The sequence below is a fragment of the Dinghuibacter sp. genome (genome assembly GCF_035492835.1).
Taxonomy (GTDB): domain Bacteria; phylum Bacteroidota; class Bacteroidia; order Chitinophagales; family Chitinophagaceae; genus Dinghuibacter.
The window spans coordinates 11,166-33,153 of record NZ_DATJIY010000066.1 but is presented as its reverse complement, the minus strand read 5'-3'; the positions used below and the strand labels follow the sequence as shown (position 1 = coordinate 33,153).

Annotated in this window: 14 protein-coding genes; 4 read left to right on the top strand and 10 right to left on the bottom strand. The window is 56.6% G+C overall.

The features are described 5' to 3' along the window. Positions 1-63: 63 nt before the first annotated feature. A complete protein-coding gene (locus VL547_RS06380; protein WP_325576417.1) occupies positions 64-615 on the bottom strand; it encodes a Crp/Fnr family transcriptional regulator in 552 nt (183 codons plus the stop codon). 136 nt (positions 616-751) lie between these two features. Here VL547_RS06380 and VL547_RS06375 point away from each other — a divergent pair, with 136 nt between their 5' ends. Both VL547_RS06375 and VL547_RS06370 read left to right on the top strand, forming a co-directional pair. Next, the gene (locus VL547_RS06375) at positions 752-1,855 is read left to right on the top strand and encodes a serine hydrolase (RefSeq protein WP_325576415.1); all 1,104 of its coding nucleotides are present in this window, start codon (positions 752-754) and stop codon (positions 1,853-1,855) included. 1 nt (position 1,856) lies between these two features. Continuing rightward, the gene (locus VL547_RS06370; protein ID WP_325576413.1) at positions 1,857-3,068 is read left to right on the top strand and encodes a site-specific DNA-methyltransferase; all 1,212 of its coding nucleotides are present in this window, start codon (positions 1,857-1,859) and stop codon (positions 3,066-3,068) included. A 302-nt stretch (positions 3,069-3,370) separates the two neighbouring features. Here the strand turns inward: VL547_RS06370 and VL547_RS06365 are convergent, their stop codons facing one another. Both VL547_RS06365 and VL547_RS06360 read right to left on the bottom strand, forming a co-directional pair. Beyond that, on the bottom strand, positions 3,371-3,760 hold the full coding sequence (locus VL547_RS06365; RefSeq protein WP_325576411.1) for a hypothetical protein: 390 nt from the start codon (positions 3,758-3,760) through the stop codon (positions 3,371-3,373). Positions 3,761-3,815: 55 nt separating this feature from the next. Then, positions 3,816-6,038, bottom strand: coding sequence for a hypothetical protein (locus VL547_RS06360; protein ID WP_325576409.1), 2,223 nt, complete (start codon positions 6,036-6,038; stop codon positions 3,816-3,818). 143 nt (positions 6,039-6,181) lie between these two features. Between VL547_RS06360 and VL547_RS06355 the strand changes: the two genes are divergently transcribed. Further along, positions 6,182-7,039 (top strand): AraC family transcriptional regulator, encoded by an 858-nt coding sequence (locus VL547_RS06355; protein WP_325576407.1) that lies wholly within the window; start codon positions 6,182-6,184, stop codon positions 7,037-7,039. Here the strand turns inward: VL547_RS06355 and VL547_RS06350 are convergent. From VL547_RS06350 to VL547_RS06325, 6 genes are read right to left on the bottom strand one after another with little or no spacing between them, the layout of a single operon-like run. Next, positions 6,996-7,451, bottom strand: coding sequence for an L-rhamnose mutarotase (locus tag VL547_RS06350; RefSeq protein WP_325576405.1), 456 nt, complete (start codon positions 7,449-7,451; stop codon positions 6,996-6,998). The genes VL547_RS06355 and VL547_RS06350 overlap by 44 nt on opposite strands. After that, the gene (locus VL547_RS06345; RefSeq protein ID WP_325576403.1) at positions 7,435-8,994 is read right to left on the bottom strand and encodes a sodium:solute symporter family transporter; all 1,560 of its coding nucleotides are present in this window, start codon (positions 8,992-8,994) and stop codon (positions 7,435-7,437) included. Before VL547_RS06345 ends, VL547_RS06350 begins: the two co-directional genes overlap by 17 nt. A gap of 2 nt (positions 8,995-8,996) precedes the next feature. Further along, positions 8,997-10,190: a mandelate racemase/muconate lactonizing enzyme family protein gene (locus tag VL547_RS06340; RefSeq protein WP_325576401.1), complete on the bottom strand. Its 1,194-nt coding sequence runs from the start codon at positions 10,188-10,190 to the stop codon at positions 8,997-8,999. Then, complete coding sequence (locus tag VL547_RS06335; RefSeq protein WP_325576397.1) at positions 10,187-11,071, bottom strand: aldo/keto reductase; 885 nt, start codon at positions 11,069-11,071, stop codon at positions 10,187-10,189. The genes VL547_RS06340 and VL547_RS06335 overlap by 4 nt, the downstream gene beginning before the upstream one ends. An 8-nt stretch (positions 11,072-11,079) precedes the next feature. Beyond that, positions 11,080-12,903 (bottom strand): RagB/SusD family nutrient uptake outer membrane protein, encoded by a 1,824-nt coding sequence (locus VL547_RS06330; protein ID WP_325576395.1) that lies wholly within the window; start codon positions 12,901-12,903, stop codon positions 11,080-11,082. Positions 12,904-12,914: 11 nt separating this feature from the next. After that, positions 12,915-16,025, bottom strand: coding sequence for a SusC/RagA family TonB-linked outer membrane protein (locus tag VL547_RS06325; RefSeq protein WP_325576393.1), 3,111 nt, complete (start codon positions 16,023-16,025; stop codon positions 12,915-12,917). A 352-nt stretch (positions 16,026-16,377) separates the two neighbouring features. Here VL547_RS06325 and VL547_RS06320 point away from each other — a divergent pair, with 352 nt between their 5' ends. Beyond that, positions 16,378-18,660, top strand: a complete 2,283-nt coding sequence (locus VL547_RS06320; RefSeq protein ID WP_325576391.1) for a hypothetical protein — start codon at positions 16,378-16,380, stop codon at positions 18,658-18,660. Here VL547_RS06320 and VL547_RS06315 read toward each other — a convergent pair. Continuing rightward, on the bottom strand, positions 18,647-21,985 hold the full coding sequence (locus VL547_RS06315; protein ID WP_325576389.1) for a family 20 glycosylhydrolase: 3,339 nt from the start codon (positions 21,983-21,985) through the stop codon (positions 18,647-18,649). The two genes, VL547_RS06320 and VL547_RS06315, sit on opposite strands and share 14 nt — an antisense overlap. Positions 21,986-21,988 lie beyond the last annotated feature (3 nt).

Here is a 21,988-nt window from a genome sequence, read left to right as displayed (position 1 = left end):
TGGAGTGATTTTTCAAAAAAATAAATCACCCACCCCGCAAAAACAATGTGAAAACGCAACTTTTTAGGTATCCTTACGGCTCAACGACCAAGGCGTAAGGTCAAGATAACTTGCGATGTGTTTCTTAGCAACCCGGTTCGATAGCTCCGGCCAGCGCTCCTGCAGAAGACGATACCGCTCCGCCGCCGTCCGCCCTCGGATGATGAACAAACGCTCCTCACTTTTGAGGTAGTTCCGTTTCATCAGCTCGAAGGCGATAAAATTGAATTCCGGGAACCGTTTCCGGCATTCCTCGAGGTCGAGGTAGGACATCCCGTACAATTCACAGTCCTCCACGGCCACGACGTATTCATAGCTTTCCACCTGCTGGAAAAAACTCCAGATCGGCGATACCACGTGGTTTTCCTGCATGAACCGGCTTGAAATCTCCTCCCCGCCGTTGATGTAGTAACAACGCACCAATCCCTTTTGTATGAAATAAATATATCGCGCCACCTCTCCCGCGCGGAGCAACACGTGTTTTTTCCTGATCTTTTCAAAATGGACCTTTCGGGTGATAAAGTCCGACAGATCGTCGGACAGGGGATGGATTTTCCGGAGGACGTCTAGGATCATGCCATAGGGATTTATAGCAATGTACGCACCGCAAAGAGCGTACCCAAGACGTGTAGGCATCCATCGACCGCTGGCATAAAAAATCCGTCTTTATACGGACAAAATCCTTCCTACCTTAGCGGCATAGCCTATGCATATGAAACGTGTTCTTGCTACCGCCGGTATAACCCTCCTGCTTTTCGCGGCTACCGCCCAAACCTCCCTGCCCCGGGCGACGCCCGAGAGCCAGGGTGTCTCCTCCCAGGCCGTCCTTACCTTTTTACAAGCCGCCGGCCACAGCAAAAACGAATTCCACAGCTTCATGCTCCTCCGCCACGGACGGGTCGTGGCCGAAGGCTGGTGGAAACCCAACGGACCCGATGTGCCCCACGCCCTCTATTCCGTCAGTAAGAGTTTTACGTCCACCGCAATCGGTCTTGCGGTAACCGAAGGCAAGCTGCGCGTTTCCGATAAGGTCATTTCCTTTTTTCCCAACGACCTGCCCGAACACGTAAGCGCCGATCTCGCGGCGATGACCGTCAAAGACCTGCTCACCATGCAGGTCGGCCAGGACCCCGACCCTACCGCATCGGTCACCAGGCCCGACTCCGACTGGGCCAAGGCCTTCTTCCGCCTGCCCCTGCCCCATGCCCCCGGCACCACCTTTCTTTACAATTCCCTCGGTGTCTATATCCTCTCCGCGATCGTCCAAAAGGTCACCGGCGAAAAGGTGATCGACTATCTTCGCCCGCGTCTGTTCGACCCGCTCGGTATCACCGGTGAAACCTGGGACGAAAGCCCCCAGCACATCAATACCGGCGGCTGGGGCCTTCTGCTCAAAACCGAAGACATGGCCAAATTCGGCCAGCTCTATCTCCAAAAAGGCCGGTGGAAGGACCGCCAGCTCATCCCCGGCGCCTGGGTCGCCGAAGCTACCGCCTCCTACAGCGACCGCGGTCCCTCCTGGTCCTGGTCTACCCCCCGCGACTCGAGCGACTGGCAGCAGGGATATGGTTACCTCTTCTGGCATTGCCGCCACGGCGCCTTCCGCGCCGATGGCGCCATGGGTCAGTACATCATTGTCATGCCGGAGCAGGACGCCGTGCTTGCCATCACCTGTAAGACACAGGACATGCAGGATGAGCTCAACCTCGTCTGGCGGTTTTTGTTACCGGGCCTCCGTGGGGGTACGCTGCCCGCCGACCCGGCCGGCAATGCCGCCTTGCGGAGCCTCGAGGCGTCGCTCACCATCTCCCATTGACATGACCCTCGTAGAAACCTACGGCGACCCCGCAACAGAGAACATGCTGATCCACGGCGACAATCTGCCGGCCCTGCAGGCCCTCGGCCGTGACTACGCCGGCAACATCAAGTGCATCTACATCGATCCCCCTTACAATACCGGCTCCTCCTTCGAACACTACGAGGACGACATCGAACATAACGTCTGGCTCGACCAGATGGCCACCCGGCTTCCCCTCCTGCGGGGCCTGCTGTCGCCCGACGGCGTCATCTTCGTGCACATCGACGACAAGGAGATGGCCTACCTCCGGGTGATGATGGATGGCGTCTTCGGAAGGGCCAACTTTCTCAATACGATCGTGGTAAAAACGTCCGATCCGTCGGGCCACAAGGTCGTCAACCCCTCTCCCTACGCCCAGACCGAGTATATATTGATGTATGCCAAAGACCGGCGGAGCTATGCCTGGTTTACCCAATACGTCCCCACCGGCAACGACATCATGTACAATAAGATCGTCGCCAACATCGAGGAGGACTATTCCAACTGGCGCGTCGAAAGCCTCGCCGGGCACTACGCCCGGCTCCTGGGCTATAGCGACATCCGCAGCGCCAAAGCCGCCCGGGGTAAACTCGATTTCGAAGCCGACACCTGGGCCTTCGCCGTCCGAAACGCCCACCGCGTCTGCCAGCTGACCGCGATCAGCAACCTCGCCGGCAAAGCCATCGTGGCGCTCCGCGAAGCCTCCAAAAACGCTCCCGGTGTACTGCGCCTGGCGCGCCCCCCGCTGGACGACGTCTATGTTTTAGGCGGCCGCCAGATGTATTTCCTCAACGCAAAGATCAAGACCATCGACAACGCCGAAGTCGTCGCGCGGCCACTCACCAACCTCTGGACCGATATTCCGTTCAACGGCATCTCTTACGAGGGCGACGTCATTTTCAAAAATGGCAAGAAACCCGAAAAGCTCCTCCGTCGCTGTATCGAAATGTCCACCGCCCCCGGAGACCGGGTCCTCGATTGCTACCTCGGCTCCGGCACTACCGCCGCCGTCGCCCATAAACTGGGCCGCCGCTGGATCGGTATCGAGTCCGGCGAGCACCTGCTGACGCACTGCCTGCCGCGCCTGCGACGTGTAGTCGACGGAACAGACGAGAGCGGGGTGACCAAGGTCACGGCTTGGAGGGGCGGTGGGGGGTTCAGGGTTTATAAAACCGACGGATCGCCCGCATAAACGGCATCTCCCGTGATAAGAAAGATTTCTTTCCTCGACAGATCCCAGTGCCGCCTGGCGATTTTCTCTTCCAGTGAACCAGGAGGTGATTCCCAATACCTCGCCTCCGGGGAGGCGCAATGGATAGTTACCTCGAATTCGCCCCGACCTGAAATATACCGCGGGGCTTTACAGACGGGACAATGGGCGCCGGGATCCGCAATGATCCGCCGCAGCATGTCTACATGTTGCTGATCCATGTTACTTATGTTTAAACGCGTTGCCTGCTTATGATTACCACATCCACCACCGGTAACCGGTGGTCAAATCACTACCGGGGGGCCCCGTGAAGCAACGAACAACGAAGTAGGACAAGGTATACCCTGAGCCAAAGAATGGCGCTTGACAAGACAATCTCCGATGTGAAGGCCCCCATAGCCGTCAGCAGCCGCCAGCCCGATGTCCGTCGGGACGTCATACCGCTTGTCCAGTAAAACGCGGCTGCGTCCGCGACGATGGAGGAGGCCCCCCGGCTGTTTTGCCGGCGGCACCCATTCGTCGACCCTGGCCATCCGGCCCTGCTCTTTAACGACCGGGATGCCGTAACATTGGTATAATCCAGGGGAAAGCCGCGCCGAGAAAAGGGCCAGCCCTGCGACCGAAAGAACGCATCCCAGGACCCGGAGATAGTATGTACCCTTTAGTCGCAGCATGATCGATTCCGAAGCTATCGCATTTCAAGTCATCCGAAAAGTTAAAGTATGGATTTTAGCCATCGTGTCCCTTCAGCACGCAACGCAACCGTTTCCCCGACCCGTCCCGATTGACGTTGTACAATAGCCACCTGTTAAGCCCCGAGGCTTCGAGGTGGAAGAACCGTGAGGTATCCGCCAGTTCGGGTTGTAGCCAATGGGGAAAGGCGCCGGCCATCCGTGCGGACTCCCAGGAATGGATGGCGTTGAATATGGGGTACTTTTGTTGGCAGGCCTCGACCGTCTCCTCCGATAGCGGCATGACATAGGTTACTCCGAGGCCAACTGACACTGCCTCGACGTTTTCATATTCCTGGACCGTCGACGACGGCCTCAATCCAAAGTTCCCCCCGAACGTGGCAGCGCCGTAGTTGCCGCAGCTCACGTTTCGGAGGTCCTTGCCTTCGATACCCCAGGACCTTTTGTCGATATCGTACATGTTTGCGCCGCCGCCCACGTTCCACACCGTGTGATAAAACCAGCTTCCGCCGGACAACGTGGCGCCGGTCACCTCGAGAAGACCGATCCCGGCTTTTCTCGTGTCGGTCAAAAGACGACGGTAGAACCGTTTGGCGGAGTACTCTCCGAAACCTTGGTAGAAAAGACCCTCCTCGCCATCGAAATCGATATACCGCATGCCGTTGCGTGCGAAGACCCGGGCATAATAGTCGGCGTACCGATCCTGCAGGAAGATATCCGGGGCCAGACCGTGATAGCAGTTAGTCTCCAGTTTGTACACGGTGTCACCCGCGGTATGGGCCGTCGCGGCGGTACCCCAATAGCCTCTTTGGACATGCAATAATGTATTGTTGCCGACGCCCGAGTAGCGGATCAGCTCCTTCCCGATCCGGACCATGTTTGCATCCGCGGGATGTCCTTCCCAGCCTGCTGTTTCGTCAAGATAACGGGGATCATCCACACGAATACCGGTGTCAGAAGGTCCGAAGCCGCTGGCCAAAACCCTTTTTTGCAAATAGCACAGGCTGTCATTGGGAACGGGGCTTACGTCGCTGCTGACCCGGTGCTGCAGGAAGTTCTGCAGCGTATGTAACCCAAAGGCGATCCCGGCGGCATTGGCTTCCCGGGTGAATTCACCGATGGAACGGGGACCGGAAGAGAACGGGATGCGCACCGGGATGAGTCCTCCATCGGCCCGGTTTGGGTAATATTCGCCCAGGCTCCAACCTTCGATGGTCTTGAATCCCAGTTGGCGGGTATAGCTTACCGCGCTGTCATAGGTCCTTCCCTCCCACGTCACCCCCATGGCAGAACGGGCAGGGTCCTTGACCCATTTCCCATCCCTTTGCAGGAAAGGAAGCCCTTCGGTGACCGCGACGTCCCGGATGACGGTCATGAGGGCGACGGAATCCGGACAGGCCCACAGGGCCACCGAAGAGCCGACAATGTCCAAACCGGGGATGGCCTCCAGCTCCTGGTGAACCGGTTTGTTAGCTTCCATTTTGGGCATCAGCGAGAAAAGTATCTGGCTGGATTTGCGCCGGTCCCGGGCGTGCTGCACGACCGATATGCGTCCTTTGTCGTCGACGCCTGCCGCATTACCATACATGATCCGGTAGTATTCTTCGGGATGGGAATAAAAGGCGACGTCGCTGATCCCATTCCCACCGATGGAATAGTACTGGCCCTCTTTCAGGTCCGCCGGCAATGGAAAACGCATCGTGTCCGGGGAATGGATCAGGTATTCGAAGGGCGCGATATCGCCGGCCGTCGTGGCGGGGCCGCCGGTGGTGTTGTCATCCAGGGACAACAGTCCCACCGCGTAGTTACCGGTGGCGCTCGTATCCCGTGCGACACCGAGCATTTCCCCGAGGAGGTTGGTGATACTGGTATGGATAGGGCCCCACTGGATAGCGTTAATCCCATTCCGCGGCGTGAGCGACAGCAGCGTAAATTTCAAATACCGCCGGTGCTTTTGTTCGACAAATACCCTGGCGACGGCTCCGTTGTCGAAGTGTAGTGACAACAGGTGGTCCTGCGCTTCATACTGCGCGCTCTCCGGATATAAGTAATCCCCTGAGTCACTGTTATACAAACACAGCAAAGGCGATGGCTCCCCCTGCACGATCACCTCCCTCGCAGGATGAACGGTTGTGTTCCTGAGGCTGGTGATCCACCCCTTTTTGTCGATATGTATCGAACAAAATCTCGTGGCGAGGTTTATCTGTGCCCCGGCGCGAAACCCGATCGCCAGGAGCAGCAACGCGAACAATCCTTTCATAGTGTAAAAATCCTGGCTCATAACGGGATGAACTACAGCGGAATTGACAAATGCCCCCGTTATTTTGACCCGGCCGCAAATTAACCCGCAAGCCTCTGGTTATGACGGAAAAAAAATAAATTTGTAGAGTAACCGGAATTGACATGCAGTATATATACGAAAATTTCACATTCCAGCCTGATCAATCGTTTACGATCCGGTCGGAGCTGCTTGAAATCAAGAAGTGGACCTCCTTGAAGTCGCACGTCAATTACGAGATCGCACTCATCGAGAACTGCTGCGGCAAACGCTTCATCGGGGATCACATCGAGGATTTCGAGGGCACCGAACTGGTGCTTATGGGCAGTTATCTCCCCCATTGCTGGCAATACTCCAAAACGGCGGACCCGAATATCCAGCCCCACGCCGCCATTATCCATTTTTTCCCGGATTTCATGGGAAAGGAACTGCTGGCCAAACCGGAAGCCAAAGGATTGAATACGCTGTTCGACCAGGCCGCCAAGGGCCTCCTGTTTACGGGGGACACGTTACAGAGCGCAAAAATGATCATCCAGCAAATGCTATTCGAATCCGGCATGGCCAGGGTGTCACTGATGCTCAGGCTATTAGACATCCTCGCTCGCTCGACGTCCTGCCGGGTCCTTTCATCGCCCTATTACAATTCGATAGAAACATCCGCCGAGTCCAAGAGGATCAACGTCGTGTTCGATTATATATTCACCCACTTCCGGGAAGAGATCAGTTTGCAGGAAGTCGCGGACCTTTTGCCGATGTCGACGGCGGCGTTCTGCCGTGTTTTTAAACGAAAAACGAACCGCACGCTCACCGACTTCCTCAAGGAACTCCGCATCGGCCATGCCGCCAAACTCCTTCTCGAAGGGAAACATAATGTAACTGAAGCCTGCTACGAAAGCGGCTACAACAACATCTCCAATTTCAACAAGCACTTCAGGGAAATCAAGGGGCTTTCCCCGCGGGATTTCGTGAAACAGTACCAGTAGTATCCGCCTTGAACTGATAGAAAAGGTCCGCCTGCACCCACTTCTGCCCGGGTTGCGTGCCGGGCACGCCCACCTGGTAGGCATCCATCATCCGGTTCCATGCACCACACCTGGGATCGTAAGCCTCCGCCGTCCGACCCATGGCGGCGAGGTCGGCATCCGCCGGCACGGTGACGATCATCACCACCGTCCGTTCACACCGGTACAACCGGATATTCTTGTATCCCGCCTTCCGGAAGCCGGCTTCCACTTCCGGCCAGACATTCTGGTGATACGCCAGATACTGCCGGACTTTTACGGAATCGTCGACAAGGTTGACAACCATGACGACGTCGCGGGCTTTCGTAGAAACCGGTTGCCGGCACGCGGCCAGCAACATAAAGGCGAACAGGTATTTATTCAAGAATCGCATATATAAAGATCATAATAATCCCCAATAAACCCCACGTCAGCCAGACCCCTCGGGAACGGCCGGCATACCGGGCGTGTATCTCGTGCAGGGAGGGAAGCGCCGAACCCCGCCGGGCTGTCGTCGTGAGCGAGATGAGGACCATGGCCACCAGTAGCGCCACGAAAAGGTAAAAGGAAAGCATCAGGAAGCCGGGCCAGAAATGTGCATTGGGGTAGTTAAGGACATAACAGCACCCGATGACCAGGCACAACAGACCACCGCCATACAAAATCCATTCCGCGGCGATATGGTTGGCCTTTTTCCACAACGCCCCTGCCAGGAAAACGACGGACAAGGGGGGCGCCAGGATGGATACGAGCCCCTGTGACAATTCGAAGAATCCTTTCCCGGAGTAGGAAAACAGGACCGCGATCAACAACGCCACGATCGCCGCGCCCACCGTTACCAACCGGCCCGCCAGGCGGCTTTGCCGTTCGTCCATCGGCCGAAGGCGCTCGATGACATCCAACGTGAATACGGTGCTGAATGAATTGAGACCCGAAGAAACCATGTCGATTAGCGCGGCGATCAACGCCGCCATGCTAAGACCCAACAAGCCGGTCGGCATCAGGTGCTTGACCAGCACCATATACGCGGTATCGGGTGTCGCCTGGTCCCTGTACAATACGTAACACAGGATACCGGGGAAGACGAACAAACAGGGCATCAATATTTTCAAACCCGCCAGGAATAACGCTCCGTATTGCCCTTCCCGCACATTTTTACCCGCGAGCACCTTTTGAACGATGGTTTGGTCCGCGCACCAATAGCAGATGGCGACCACGGGGTAGCCTACCAGGACGGATATCCAGGAATACGTCGGCGCCGAGGCCGGCCGCAGCAGTTGCAGGTAGCGGCGTGGAATGGCCGAAGCCGCCTCGTGTATCCCGCCGGCCTTCCGGAGTGCGAAGAACAACAGGAGCCCGGAGGACAATAGGATGATGGACGACTGGAATATACCGGTTCTCATGACCGCCCGCAGCCCCCCCAGGGTCGTAAAGCTCGCCGCCACCACGGCGACGCTCACCATCGACCGCATTAGCGACCAGCCGAACATCTGGGAGATCAGAAGGCCTCCGGCATACAACGCGCTGCCGAGCCAAACGACGAGGATCGATACCAGGCTGTAAAAGGTGAGAAAACGATATGCTTTGTCTCCATAGCGGATACGCAGGAACTGGGGCATGGTGGAGATGTCGGTCGCCCGATAAAGCGGAATGAAGACCGCGGCCAATAACAGGATGAATATCCAGGCCAGCCATTCGAAATTGCTCCCGACGACCCCTTCGGAAAAACCGATCCCTGCAAAACCGATCAACATAGTGGGGCCGGCATTGGCGCTGAACATGGAAAAACCGATCTGCCACCAGCGCAGCGACCTTCCACCGAGGAAAAGGTCGCTGTCCTTTCCCATCCGCCTGTCCAGGAAGAATCCGACAAAAAGCAAACCGGCCAGGTATGCGAACAAAATGATATAGTCTCCTATGGCAAGCGATACATTCATGACTATGAAGTGACCATGGGTGTATAGTTACCGACCTCGTTTACGGTCCAGGTCTTACGTCCCACGATTTTGTTTTTCCGCTGGAGGCGGTCCCAGTCGATCCGGATCGGTATGCCCGATACATCCGGTAAGACGAAAGAACCGTTCTCTACGAAGGGATGCTCGGCGAAGTATTCACGCAGGCCATCCATGAGGGGATAGAGAAACTCCACCATCGCCCCATCGGACGCGGTCGACACCAGCGCCGCCGCATAGTGCGAATAACCGCCGGAGCTAAACGCCAATCCGGATTTTTCGGCGAGGTCGCGGACATCCATCCATTCCCGGACGCTCGCCAGGTGTGTGGGCGCGGGCTGTAAATGGGCCACTCCTGCCTTTTTTAATTCGGGAAATACCTTGGCCGACTTTTCGGATTCGCCAAAGGACAGACCCACCGGGGATAACGCGGACAATTGGGCGATTTCCGACAGCGCCGCGGAATGAACGGGCTCTTCGAGCCAGGCAATATCCTGGTCTTCAACACCCCTCATGAACGCCATCGCCTCCATGACCGTCCATATCTGGTTGGCGTCGACCGCAAGGCGAATATCCTTGCCGATAAGTTTCCGGACGAACCTGACGCGCTCGATATCCTCGCGGATGTTCTTCCCAAAATGCATACCAACCTTCATCTTTACGCAGGAGAAGCCCAAATCGAGAAAGTGGCTCATTTCCTTCTCCAGCTGCGCCAGGGAATAATTCGTACCTCCGCCGCTGCCATAGGCCCTGGCGTGGTTTCGCACCCCATGTAGGTATTGCTGGATCGATACGCCCTTTCTGCGGCAAGCCAGATCATGAAGCGCCAGGTCGACCTGGCCCAACAGCGATGAGGCGGGGCCCCTGAAGCCCTCGTTCCTGATGGCCCAATACAGGCGGGGGTAAAGGATTTCGTACCGAAGACCGCCGCTATGGAGCAATTGAGGAAAGATACAGTTTTGCAATATGTGTATATATCCTGCCGTGACCGGTCCTTCGCCGATGTTTCCGTCTTCGTCCTCGAATGTCAGCAGGGACATATTGTAGGAACGGAACGGGCCCATGGACGAGTCCTGGAACGGGGTGACCGCGGGTACATCCGCCAGGGTCCGGACGGATATTTTTTTGATGTTAAATACTTCGTCTCCTATCGGGTTAAGAGTAAAGGTAATTTGGCTCATGAAACATTCTTTTGCTGAATTAACCGTATCTCGTCGACGACGTCCTCGGGCAACGGCCCGGACAGGATGTCTTTCCAGGTTTCTTCCAGCTCGCGGAGGTTGGAAGGTCCGGTCACGACTTTTATATCCACCGGGGCGAAGAACACGAACCGGTGTGCGAGCGTGGAAAGGGAAATACCATGCAATGATGCAATGGTCCGCAATGCCGCGGCTTTTTGCATACATGCCGGGTCCAACCAGGAGGGCGCGGACTCCAGGAACTCCTCGAACCGCCTGCCCAGCAACCCCATATGAAGCGGGCTGGCCATGTATGGCTGAACACCCAGGGAATGGTATTTCGGTATGCTGTCCGTCAATGCATCCGCGTTGATGGCGGTAAACCGGAAAAACTCCATGACGACGTCGAAAACTCCGTTATCTATATGTGCCGCGAATGAGGGGGGCGGGTTTCCACCCAGTCCGATCCGACCGGCATATCCCTTCCGCTTGAAGAGCCGCAATTGATCGATAACCGCATCCACCTGTTCCGGCGGAACCGCCCAGGGGTCGTGCAGGAACAGGACATCGACGTTCGGAAGGCCCAGGAGCGCGAGGCTTTCGCTCACGCTCCTTTCCATCACTTCAGGGTGATAGTCGTAACGGCCATCATCACTGGCGTACGACCTGAGCCTTCCTACTTTTGTGCTTATGACAGGTTTTGCGCCGCGCCATTCTCTCAGCGCCTTGCCTACAAATAATTCCGCGTCTCCATACGCCGGGGCCGTGTCGATCGCGGTAAAGCCATATTCCAGGGCCCGCAGGACCGTCCCTACCGACACCGCCGGATCAACCGGTCCAAATACACCGCCCAAAGCCGCCGTACCTAATATGTACCGGTCCATGTTCATCACTATTGCAAGGGGTCGAACGTGCCGCCCCATTCATTGTTTTGCTGTAAAACCGAGGACTCCAGGGATATCTGCGCCGGGTTCAATGGGTAGAACCAATGGCTCAGGTCCAGGTTGAACCTAAAGTTAGCGTCGCCGTCCAGGTTATCCACATAAACCATCGAAAAATTTGCCCGGACGGAAGCGGTCATGATGTTGTCCGTGGTCGAAGGAAGCGGCGCCCCATAGATCAGCATCGGCAGAAGTCCGTGCCTGGCGCCTTCGCTGTTCAGTATATCGTAGCGCTTCCAACGCCGGAGGTCGTTGAACCGGAAGCCCTCGAAGGCGAACTCGACCATTCGTTCATTCATGATCGCCGCCCGGATGTCGGCTTGTGATGCGGCGGTAATCCCGTAGGTCCCGGAGGCGCCGGGGGTGATGTTCGCCCTGGCTCTGATCTTGTATAGTACGTTCAGGGCTTCGCTCGGGCTACCTGTCTCATTGGCGCACTCGGCGTAATTCATGAGCAACTCCGCGTATCGCATCGGCGACCACCAGCTTTTGGCTCCGGCCGCCACACTGACGATCTGCTGCCCGGTGAGCGTGGTATCCAGGCCCTTCCTTTCGTAGAACCCAACCAGTCCGTTGTCGTCGCCGTTCTCCACGGGAACGTCGATATTGCTGTACCCTCCCGGCACCGGGAGCGTAAAGTTTATTCCCGACGCGGAAGTCCATTGAAACGCGGCCCAATACACGCATTTAGCGGGTTGTCCGGGTAGCACGTCGGGCGTGGGATAGGGTGTGCCGCCACAAAATATGGTCGCATAGAAACGGTCGTCCCGGTTCGTATAGAAATCGTTCGTGAACTGGGCGTTATAGGCCGGGTTTGACAGCTGGGTCAAATCGAGCTGCATGGGGGAGCCGTCCCTTTTGGGATAGGCCATCAGCAGGGGCTCTAGCGGCTGATCGTTGTTAGCGGCGCCATTCGTATAAGGCAACGGGCGTATCGGGGCAAAATTCATGTAGTGATCCGGGTAGTAGTATTGGTTGACCATGATCTCTTCCATGTTCCCTGAATACCATATGGCCCGGTAGTTGGGTAAGAGGCCGTAACCATTGGCGTTGGCCGCGTCTACCGCCGCCTTGGTGGCGTTAAAGGCGGTCTGCCAGCGAGAGGGGTCGTTCGACGGATTGAACAGCGGGCTCGCATACCACAAAAGTATCCTTCCTTTCAGGCCGAGGGCCGCCACGCTGGTGATCCTTCCGTAGCTCGTGCCGGTATAGGAACCGGGTAGCAACAGCGCGGCACTGTCCAGGTCCTGCACGATCTGGGTTATACATTCGGAAGTTTTGTTCCTGGGCACCTTCAGACTCGCCACGTCGGTAGCGTTCTGCGTGTGAAGGATGAGGGGTACGCCGCCGAGCTGGCTCACCATCGACCAGTAGGTCCATGCCCGCCAGAATTTGGCTTCGCCCGTGAACTGCGCCTTGGTCGCAGGGCTCAGTACATTGGCGGACACGGCTGCCAGCTGGTCCAGGAAAAAATTGCATTTATCGATATAGGTATAGCTCAGGTTCACATAATTCCCCGCCGCCGAGATGATCCCCAGCTGGTAGTTGCCCATGCTCTTTTGGGAGTTGATGCCTTCATCCGAATTGTTGCCCTGACCCAGCGGCCAGCCCGGCATCAACCCTCCGTAAATATCCGACAGGAACGCCTGAATCGTCGAGGAATCCGTCCACACGTTGGCCGGGTTGATCGCATTCGTATTCGTGAAATCGAGGCCCTTTTTACAGGCCGGCAGAACGGCCATCGCGATGGCTATATATGAAATTATTTTCTTCATAGTTGTCGATTTTACAGGGACACCAAAACGCCCATGTTGTAAGATTTGATGATGGGGAACGCGGTTCCGCCGGACATTTCCGGGTCGTAAAACTGCTGGTTGTATTTACTCAGGATGAACAGGTTGCTACCGGAAGCAAATACCTTTATGGCGCTCAGGTAATTCTTGTAAAAGCGCGGGGGGATCGTATATCCTATGTTCAGGAACTTCAAACGGATAAAGTTGGAGGGGGCATACCAAAAGTTGCTGCCAGCCATGTTGACGGAATTGCCGACCTCGGCGCCGTAATACCTCGGGTATTTGGCGTTGGTATTGGTGGTGTTCCAGCTGTCGGTGTACCAAGTCCGCCACATCCTGTTCCATTCCACGCCGCTGCCGCTGATATTGACCGCGTTCCATCGGTGAAAATTACCGTTGAAGGTGGCGGAAAGGCTAAATCCTTTCCATTCGCCGGTCAGGTTCCAGCCGACGACGATCGGGTCGTTGTTCTTCCTCAGTACCGCTATGTCGTAAGGATCGATCTTACCGTCCTTTTGGTGGACGCCGCCCTGGCTTCCGAGGTCCTGGTATACGAATTGTCCCAGGTCGGCCTTATTTCCGTTGAAGTTGTAATTGGGATTGGCGGCGTTCCAGCTGGACAGGTCGGTCTGGTTGCGGATCATATGGTCGACCACATAGCCGGTGAGCATGGTCGTGGTCCTCCCACCGCCTACCTGGTTTTGATAGTCGTAGGTTACGTTCTGGTCGCGCAGTACATACCGTGCATGTCCGTACGAGGCCACGACGCCGGTGCTGAAGTCCACTTTCCCGAAGCGTCGCGTATATCCGAGCGAGAAATCGATCCCGCTGGCCTTCTCCTTGCCGTAATTGACCGAGGGAAGGGTCAGGCTGAAAGTGGGAGGCGTCGTCTGGACGCGCTGCCCCAGGATGTCATAGGTGTACGTATGCCAATACTCGACCGTCGCGCTGAAGTGTTTCATGAAATTGACGTCCACCGCGAAATTCTGGTTCAACGATTTTTCCCAGGTTAGATTCGGGTTTACCACGGGACCGTATGTTAGACCGGCATTGAGGGAGGGGGAGGTACCGAAAAAGGCGTTGTTCCCGGTCACATAGCTTTGTTGCCATTGCCACCCGCCTACGTTATCGTTACCCGTAAGACCCATGGAAGCGCGGACCTTGAGGAGGTCGATCGACCTCACTTTCTCCATGAAATGTTCCTTGGAGAGGATCCAGCCCAGGGAGCCGGACGGGAAAAAGCCCCAACGCTCGTTGGGCGCGAAATTCATGGAGCCGTCATAACGGTAGGTAAAGCCGGCCAGGTATTTGTCCGCATAGTCATAAAAGAATTGCCCGACCCAGGACTTGCGACCGGTCGTAATATCCGAATAGGCGGTGCTGTTGGACACATTTTTGTTGGGTATGACGCCCCCGCTCGGCGTGGTGGAATTCTGGTTGGGGGACGTCGCCCACCACTGGTCCGTCGTATACAACGGGAAGCCGTTGACCGATGCGTTAAGACCCGTGCCCTGGGTCTGATAGCCTTCATAGACGAGCGTGCCCATCACGTGGTGCAACCCGAAGCTGCGCTCATAGTTCAGCTGGAGGTCCAATTGCTTGTCGCCACCCCAGGTCGCCGTCTCCGCGAGGCCGGGCGTACCCGTGCTCTGACGCGTACCCACGACGCTCGTATCCGACAGGCCCCATATGTAAGGCGTATATTGTTTTACGGTGTACATCGCGTAGGTGGTGGTGAATACTTTGTTGGCATCGTACGTATAGGACTTTATATACGTGGCCTTTGCGCTCAGCCCCTTGAGGAAGGGCGCCTTGTAGGTGCCGCTCAGGGTGAAGACCGGCTTTAGGTAGTTATCGCGCTGATACCCTCCCTGCCCCTGTGTCACCGCGCCCATGTTGGCGATCCACCCGTAATCCACCGGCATTCCCGAGTTCGTGAAGACCGGCATATAGGGCTGCCATACCAGTAGTTTCTGGTAGAGGTCGTATACCTGTCCCGATAAACCGCCGCCGTTCCAATTGGGTGAATTCGTCAGGTTATTGTTCAGGGCGCCCCCGAAAAAGAGCTGGAAGTCCTTGGTAACGTCCGCGGTAATATTCGCGCGTAAGTTGTATTTGTTGTAGGTAAGGCCGTTCATAAAACCCTGCTGATTGACATAGGAGCCGCCGACATAATATCGGATCCGGTCATTCCCGCCTTCCACGCCGAGGTTTTGGGTGGCGGTGAAGGGGTTCCTGTAAATGATCTTCAGTTGGTTGAACCCATAGCCGGCGCCCGCATTGTTGAAGTTATGCGTCGCGAAGTAATCGAAGTCCTGTTGTGTATAGGCGGGCCCCGCGGGGTTCGCCCCGCCGTTGTTAACCTGGTTGGCGAGCTTACCGGTCTCTATCGCATCCGTCAGCGCCATATTCTTTCCACGGACGTCATAGCCACTGTTGAAACTATAAGTGACCCGCGCCTTACCGGTCTTACCCATTCGTGTCGTGACGACTACGACGCCACCGGCAGCCCGGGAGCCGTAAGCCGCTGTCGTGGCCGCGTCCTTCAGCACGGACACGCTGGCAATTTCATTGGGGCTCAGGTTATTGAAGTCCGCGGCGGCGCTGATCTTCCCGTCGATGACGTACAGGACCGGCTGACCGTTCCATGAGGTGGCGGTCCGGATCGTAATGGCGGGCGTTACCTCGCCCGGGGGACCCGAAGGCGTAACCACGTTGACTCCCGAGAGTCTGCCGGCCAGCAGGTTTCCCGCGCTGGCGGTAGGGACTTCCCGGTCGCTTTCGTTCACCTTCATATCGACCACCGATCCGGTGAGCAGCGATTTCTTCTGGGTGACATATCCCACCACCACGACATCCTGCTCCTGCGCCACGGCAGTTTTCAGAACGATGGTCACTTCGCTCCGACCTTTGGCGTCCACTTCCTGGGTTTCCATCCCCACGTAGGAAATGACCAGTGTTTTGGCATTGTCCGGCACATTCATCGCAAAAGAACCGTCCTTATCGGTCTTCGCACCCAGGCTGGTACCTTTTACCTGGATGGTGGCTCCTTCCAAAGGCCGGCCATCCGCGTCGAGCACGCGGCCCCTGACGGGTCGTGGCATGGCAACGGCGCTTGTACAGAGGAAGAGGAGGAGGAAGGAAACTCCCTGCAACATGGTTAAGCAAGCCTTACCCAAGCGAATCGGGTGGCGGTAAAATACCTTTCTCATAAGCATTTTGAGATTAAAAGGTTTACTAAGCGTTTTTAGCAATCGTCCAATCATGGCCTGGAGGGCTAGACAGCAAGCAAGCACGTCAGACACTTTCTCATCGGGATCAAATATCCGCAGGACTGTGCAGGTTAGCCACCAGCGGGTTGATAAATACCGATGCTTTTTTGCCTAAGTCAAAATAGCATCGGTATTTGCCAAAATCGTGCCTCTGGACTTCGGCAAGCCCGTTTACATTCGTGGCATGAGCGCCCATCCATTCGATCGCCGCCGGTTTATCGGTCAATCATTTATTCTCGGAACCGGGATGCTGATCCCCTGGGACAAGGCATCCGCCGGGCCTTGCAAGGATGCCGAAATCTTTTTGGAAGGATTTGCGGCCACCCTGCGTCCTTATGTACTTGCTTACGAGGGTCCCAGGAGGACATCGGCTACAGCCTTCAAAGGCAAAGCGCTCGATACCGCAGGGGGGCGGTGGGAAAGCCGTATAGACCAGCGGAGGGAGAAGGACGCCATGGATTTTCATTTGCGGTTCACCCTGGAGCGAGGCGATGCAACATCCGCAGGTGTCGCGGCCGTTTTCGACTTCGGGGATTGGAACGCGGAGATGTACGTCATGATACCGGCTTCCGTCTACAATGGTAATCGGAACCGCACGGTCGACAGACCCTATGCGGCCGGGTTGGACCGCACGGATCTCTACCGCAAAGACCTTCCCCTGACCACGGGTGTCCTCCCGCAGCTATCACCCCATGAAGGAACCCCTTCGGAATTACAGGTAAATGTGTGCAATACGACCACGCCCGCCGTGGTAATCTACAACAGACGAACCAAAAAAGCCTTTATAGTCCTGACCGAGCAAGGATCGGTTTTCGGAGATCATGGCTTTACTATCACCGAAAGCCAGGACCGGAAAACCGCCTCGCTGGCCATCTGCGCCCCCGGCGTCCGGCATAAGAAACCCCTTTTCGTGGGTTTTGAAAACAGCCCGGACCGCGGGGGCCACTGGCCAGAAGGGAGCTCACTGACGCTCCGGCTGAAAGTATACATCTTTGCCGCCGAAGACATTCCGGCGGTGCTCGATCGTTTCATGACAGTCCGCAAAGCGGTCACCGGTCCCAATCATCCGCGTAACCTTATCCCCTTCAGCCATGTCATCGCGCTCATGACGGGGCTGATCGACCAGCGCTTTTACCGGGGACGATACGCCTTTTATTGTCCCGAGAACGCGACGTGGATTTCCTATGGATGGATTGGCGGATTGATGGACACCTATCCGATGCTCGTCCTGGGAGATCAAGCCCACCTGGATCGGGTGACCCAGACTTTTGACTTTGCCATTCCCAGGGGGCAGGGCGCCTCCGGTTATTTCTATGGCGCCACGGATCAGGATGGGCGGAATTTCGGGAGGGAGGGATATGATGAGTTCCCCGAGATCGTGCTGACGCGAAAGAACGGGGACCTCTTGTTCTGGCTGCTCAAGCAGTTTATGATATTAAAAGCCCAGGGGCGTGCCGATGCCATAAAGCCAGGCTGGGAGCATGCCGTCCGGCGCCTGGCCGACGCCTTTGTCGCCACCTGGGAAAAAGACGGTCAGTGGGGTAATTTCCTAAACAATGCCACCGGCGCGGTCGCCGTTTACAATACAACGGGCGGCGCCATGGTCGTCGGTGGCCTCGCACTGGCGTCCGCGTATTTTCAAAATCCCGGTTATTTACAGGTAGCATCTGAAGCAGCTCTTTTGTATTACGAGAGAGACTTCGAGGCGCTGGGCATGACGACCGGCGGCTGCGCGGACATTTTACAAAACGCCGATTCAGAAACGGCCTCCGGCCTGATGACGTCTCTCATGGCGCTCTATGAGATCACATCGGACGATAAATGGCTGGAGAAATCGGCGCGCCTGGCCCATTTGCTGGCCACATGGACGGTTTCATTCGACTATGTGCTGCCGGCCGACACGGAGCTGGCCCGGTTGGGAGCCAGGCTAACTGGCGCCGTGTGGGCCAGCACCCAAAACAAACACGCCGCCCCCGGCATCTGCACGTCCTCGGGCGATCCGCTTTTCCGGCTCTACAGGTCAACGGGGGATGCCCGCTACGCGGAATTATTGCACGACATCATCCACGCCCACGCCGAGGGCATGCGTCCCGACGGCACCGTTACCGAACGCCTGAATTATTGTGACGCCGACGGCACGCGGGGTTATCGGGGCGGTAAAGGCTCGACCGGCTGGAATCTGCTAAATGGCATACTGATGGCGATAGAGATCCCGGGCATCTATGTGCGCGTGGATACGGCAACCATATACGTCTTCGATCACGTAGAGGCCAAGGTCGGCAAACGTGACGGGGACAAGATGGACCTGGTCATAACCAATCTCACGCCCTTCCCCGCCGATATAACCGTGCTGGTTGAAAATGCCGGACGAGCCAAAAGCCCCCTTGGTTATACGGCCTTTCTGTCCTGGCCGAAGGTGACGGTCAACGCGGGTGAAACGCGAACCGTGCCGGTCACCATATCCTGATCCGCTGCCGGCCGCTGCGTTCGATTTCGAACGGACCGGGGGAAGGGTTTGCCACATTCCTTTTTTGTCCGCTATAGTCGGTATCGATCCGCACGGGCGAGCCGTCCGGGTTGTCGAACGGCAGATCGGGAACGATAGCTTTTCCCAACAGGGTCGTCGTCACCAGCGACCTCTTATGCTTCGTGAGCCAGCCTTTGTCAAGGGAAATATCCAGGTACACGGCGGCGCCGCTTTTTTCCAACAGGGCACGCCCGTCATCGTTGCCGGCGTTCAGCTCATTTACCGCCGTTTTGTCTTTGAGCTCCGGCCGCCTGGACGACGGCATGTACCGGTCCAGGTCGTCCGCCTGCGGCATATTGGCGCCTTTTGCATATACATTTCCTGCAAATGAGGCGCCCAGCAATGTTTTGTCATATTTACGCGCGCTGCCCTGGCCTATAAATACATTATTGACAAATCGGACGTCCCCGCCGGGGTTGTCATGCAGGGCGACGATATCCGTGGAGTGCGGCTTGAAAAAAGGCGTCAGGCGGCTGTCATATGGTATCACCCGGATGGCTCCCGCAAACAGGTTGTGGGCAAAAGCCGTACCGCTGGAATTCATCACGACGCTGACCCGCGAGAGACAAATGTTATTGTCGACCAAAATGGGGCCATGGTCGACCTCCAAAAAGATATCCTCGTTGGTATTGTCATGAAAGAGGTTACCGGAAATCTGCGCTCCCTGCGCCATCCAATCCAGCCATACGCCCCTGTCGGACCGGTAGATCTGGTTATGCCCGATCCGCACATCCACCGCGCCGTGGAATTTGATACCGGCCATTTCGGCGCCGGTGAACAACCGGCGTATGTGGATGTCATGGATCACGTTACCCTTCACGACGCTAAAGGCGCAACCCATGCTACCGACGATACCGGTTTGTTCGCAATACGCGATCCTGTTGTTTTGGACGAGGTGACCACCTACCGTCCCCTTGTTCCAACCAAAAGCAAGGGCGCGCCTGATCGTACCCACATAGCCTTCGGCGGACTCGGTATTATGGTTGTCCCAGCTGTCACCGTATTTTCCCAGGGCGATCCCCGAGCATTTGGAGTATTGAACGGTATTGTCCTCGATAATCCACCCCCGGCTCCAATGCGTACCGATCACGCCCATTTGCTCCGCCGTGGGTGGCGCCCAGTTGGTGGCCGCGTCTTCCATGATGAAGCCCTTGACGGTGATATAGTTGATAAATGGCTTGTCCGGATAAAAAACCGTCTGTCGCACGTTTATCTCCACGGTGTCCTTGTTGGGGTCAGCATTCCTGAACTGGGCCCATATGGTCGTAGTGGCCGAGTCGACGTCCGCCCACCACAGAGGGTTTCTTTCATTTTCCGGCTGAATGACCTCTTCCCTCGACGCTGCCTCCATCAGCCAGTCTCCGCGGAGGTATACGGCGCCGGTATGATAGATCCTTTCTTTTGGAGTGGGTGAGAACCAGTCGCCCCTGATCCTGTCGCTGTACGGGTTGAATTTTCCGAAGAAGGAATTGGGGAGTCGCACCATCCACGTATCGCCGCCCGCTCTTTCCCAACCCGTTACAATTTCCGACCCCTTTATCACGACGCGTTCCCCTTTCGCCGCCTGGTAGACGATCCGCTCCCTGTCCGAGCTACCGCCACGCGGCGGCGTAATTTGCTCGCGGTAGGTACCCGCGTGGACGGTGATCACGTCGCCCGGCATGGCCGCGTTCGCGGCGGCCATGATGGTCCTGAAGGGATGTTTCAGGGACCCGTCGCCCGCATCGCTCCCTTTTACGGATACATGATATTCGTTCCGTTGGGGTTCTGTTCCAATTTGTCCGGCTTCCCGGCAAAAATCCGCGAACGACATCGTCGTATCGGTCCCCATCCACATTTTTTGCGACAATACCTGCATGGCGGGAAAAATCCGGTCGTCGATTTCCCTGTCCGTGATCCCATTACCGATCTTGTCGTTCCATACCGCGAACGATCCGCCCTTGATGTGGGGATCGCCTTCGGGAAAACGGACGTCACCCACCTGCAGGGGCTCCCAGTCGTTAAAGAGCTTGGCGATGTCGAGGAAGTCGTGATAGTACTTCGCGGTTGGTACGATGTAAACCCAGTCATCCGGGGTGGATATGATATCATATCCCAGTCTCTCCATTTCCCTTGGGTCGGCATACCCGTTATACCAGACGTTCATGGTTACGCCTTTCGACGTAACCGGCGTCGTCCCCGCTGCGTGTGTGAGGGAACCCCAAAGCCGCACCTTCTTCCCATACCCCTGAACCAGGCGGATATAGTGATCGGTAAAGGCCCGGAAAGATTCCGCCGCTTTCTTATTGTACTCGTCGGTGCCGATGTGCACGTCGGGGCCTGAGAACACTGGAGTGGGACCAGACAGGTACTCGCCGAATATACTGTCGATGACTTTATAGGTGAGAGGGTTATCGAGGTCGAGGTGGTCCATGTCGTATAGTCCGCTCCCGATCTCCGGGCGCATCCTGGTAAAGGCCAGTGAATGGGCGGGGACGTCGATTTCAGGTACGATATTGACCCCGTAGGAACGCGCAAACGATTCGAACGCCTTGAAGTCCGCCTTGGTATAAGAACCATCCGTGGCGGTAAGGCCGGGATAGGTATCGCACTGTAGCCGGAAGGCGGCATACGTGCTGTCCCAGGAGGTTCCTTTTCCATGAAACCCGTTGTCATTCAGGTGCAGGTGAAAGTCGTTCATCTTGTAGTACGCCATGAGCCTTACACAACGCTTCAGGTAGTCCATGCTGAAGAACCTTCGTCCCGCATCCAATACGAACCCCCTGATGACGTATTTCGGGAAGTCGCGTACCATCCCGCAAGGGAATTGAAGGCTGTCTTGTTCGAGCACCTGCAGCAATGTCCTCGTTCCCCAAAAAACACCGCGCATGGTGCGCGCTGATATACGCAATTCCTTGGGGGTCGCCTCCAGCAAATATCCTTCGGGACCCAAAGTAGCATCCGTGGCGCCAAGGCTCAGTGATATATCCCCCGGCCGCGGCCTGCCTATCCTTACCGGGTATTCCACACCGCCGGACAACGCTTCCAGGTCTCCCCGCAGGATTTCCGCGACGCTTTTCAAGCTATCCGAGCTTCCGGAAGCCAGCACGATGGCCGCCTGCGTCCCGATCCGGTACCATCCCGAGCCGCCTTGCCACACCTGAATACCGGGGATGACGAACGGCTTGGCATTCAACGGGGTCAACCTTCCATCCGCCTGCTGCGCCAATAGGGCGCCCGTCATTGAAGTGGCCAGCAACAAGCCGGCGCCATATTTCCATGCCATGTT

Coding starts and splice junctions, on each gene's coding strand:
- VL547_RS06380 (WP_325576417.1), bottom strand. CDS start 615: ATGATCCTAGACGTCCTCCGGAAAATCCATCCCCTGTCCGACGATCTG.
- VL547_RS06375 (WP_325576415.1), top strand. CDS start 752: ATGAAACGTGTTCTTGCTACCGCCGGTATAACCCTCCTGCTTTTCGCG.
- VL547_RS06370 (WP_325576413.1), top strand. CDS start 1,857: ATGACCCTCGTAGAAACCTACGGCGACCCCGCAACAGAGAACATGCTG.
- VL547_RS06365 (WP_325576411.1), bottom strand. CDS start 3,760: ATGCTGCGACTAAAGGGTACATACTATCTCCGGGTCCTGGGATGCGTT.
- VL547_RS06360 (WP_325576409.1), bottom strand. CDS start 6,038: ATGAAAGGATTGTTCGCGTTGCTGCTCCTGGCGATCGGGTTTCGCGCC.
- VL547_RS06355 (WP_325576407.1), top strand. CDS start 6,182: ATGCAGTATATATACGAAAATTTCACATTCCAGCCTGATCAATCGTTT.
- VL547_RS06350 (WP_325576405.1), bottom strand. CDS start 7,451: ATGCGATTCTTGAATAAATACCTGTTCGCCTTTATGTTGCTGGCCGCG.
- VL547_RS06345 (WP_325576403.1), bottom strand. CDS start 8,994: ATGAATGTATCGCTTGCCATAGGAGACTATATCATTTTGTTCGCATAC.
- VL547_RS06340 (WP_325576401.1), bottom strand. CDS start 10,190: ATGAGCCAAATTACCTTTACTCTTAACCCGATAGGAGACGAAGTATTT.
- VL547_RS06335 (WP_325576397.1), bottom strand. CDS start 11,071: ATGGACCGGTACATATTAGGTACGGCGGCTTTGGGCGGTGTATTTGGA.
- VL547_RS06330 (WP_325576395.1), bottom strand. CDS start 12,903: ATGAAGAAAATAATTTCATATATAGCCATCGCGATGGCCGTTCTGCCG.
- VL547_RS06325 (WP_325576393.1), bottom strand. CDS start 16,025: ATGCCACGACCCGTCAGGGGCCGCGTGCTCGACGCGGATGGCCGGCCT.
- VL547_RS06320 (WP_325576391.1), top strand. CDS start 16,378: ATGAGCGCCCATCCATTCGATCGCCGCCGGTTTATCGGTCAATCATTT.
- VL547_RS06315 (WP_325576389.1), bottom strand. CDS start 21,985: ATGGCATGGAAATATGGCGCCGGCTTGTTGCTGGCCACTTCAATGACG.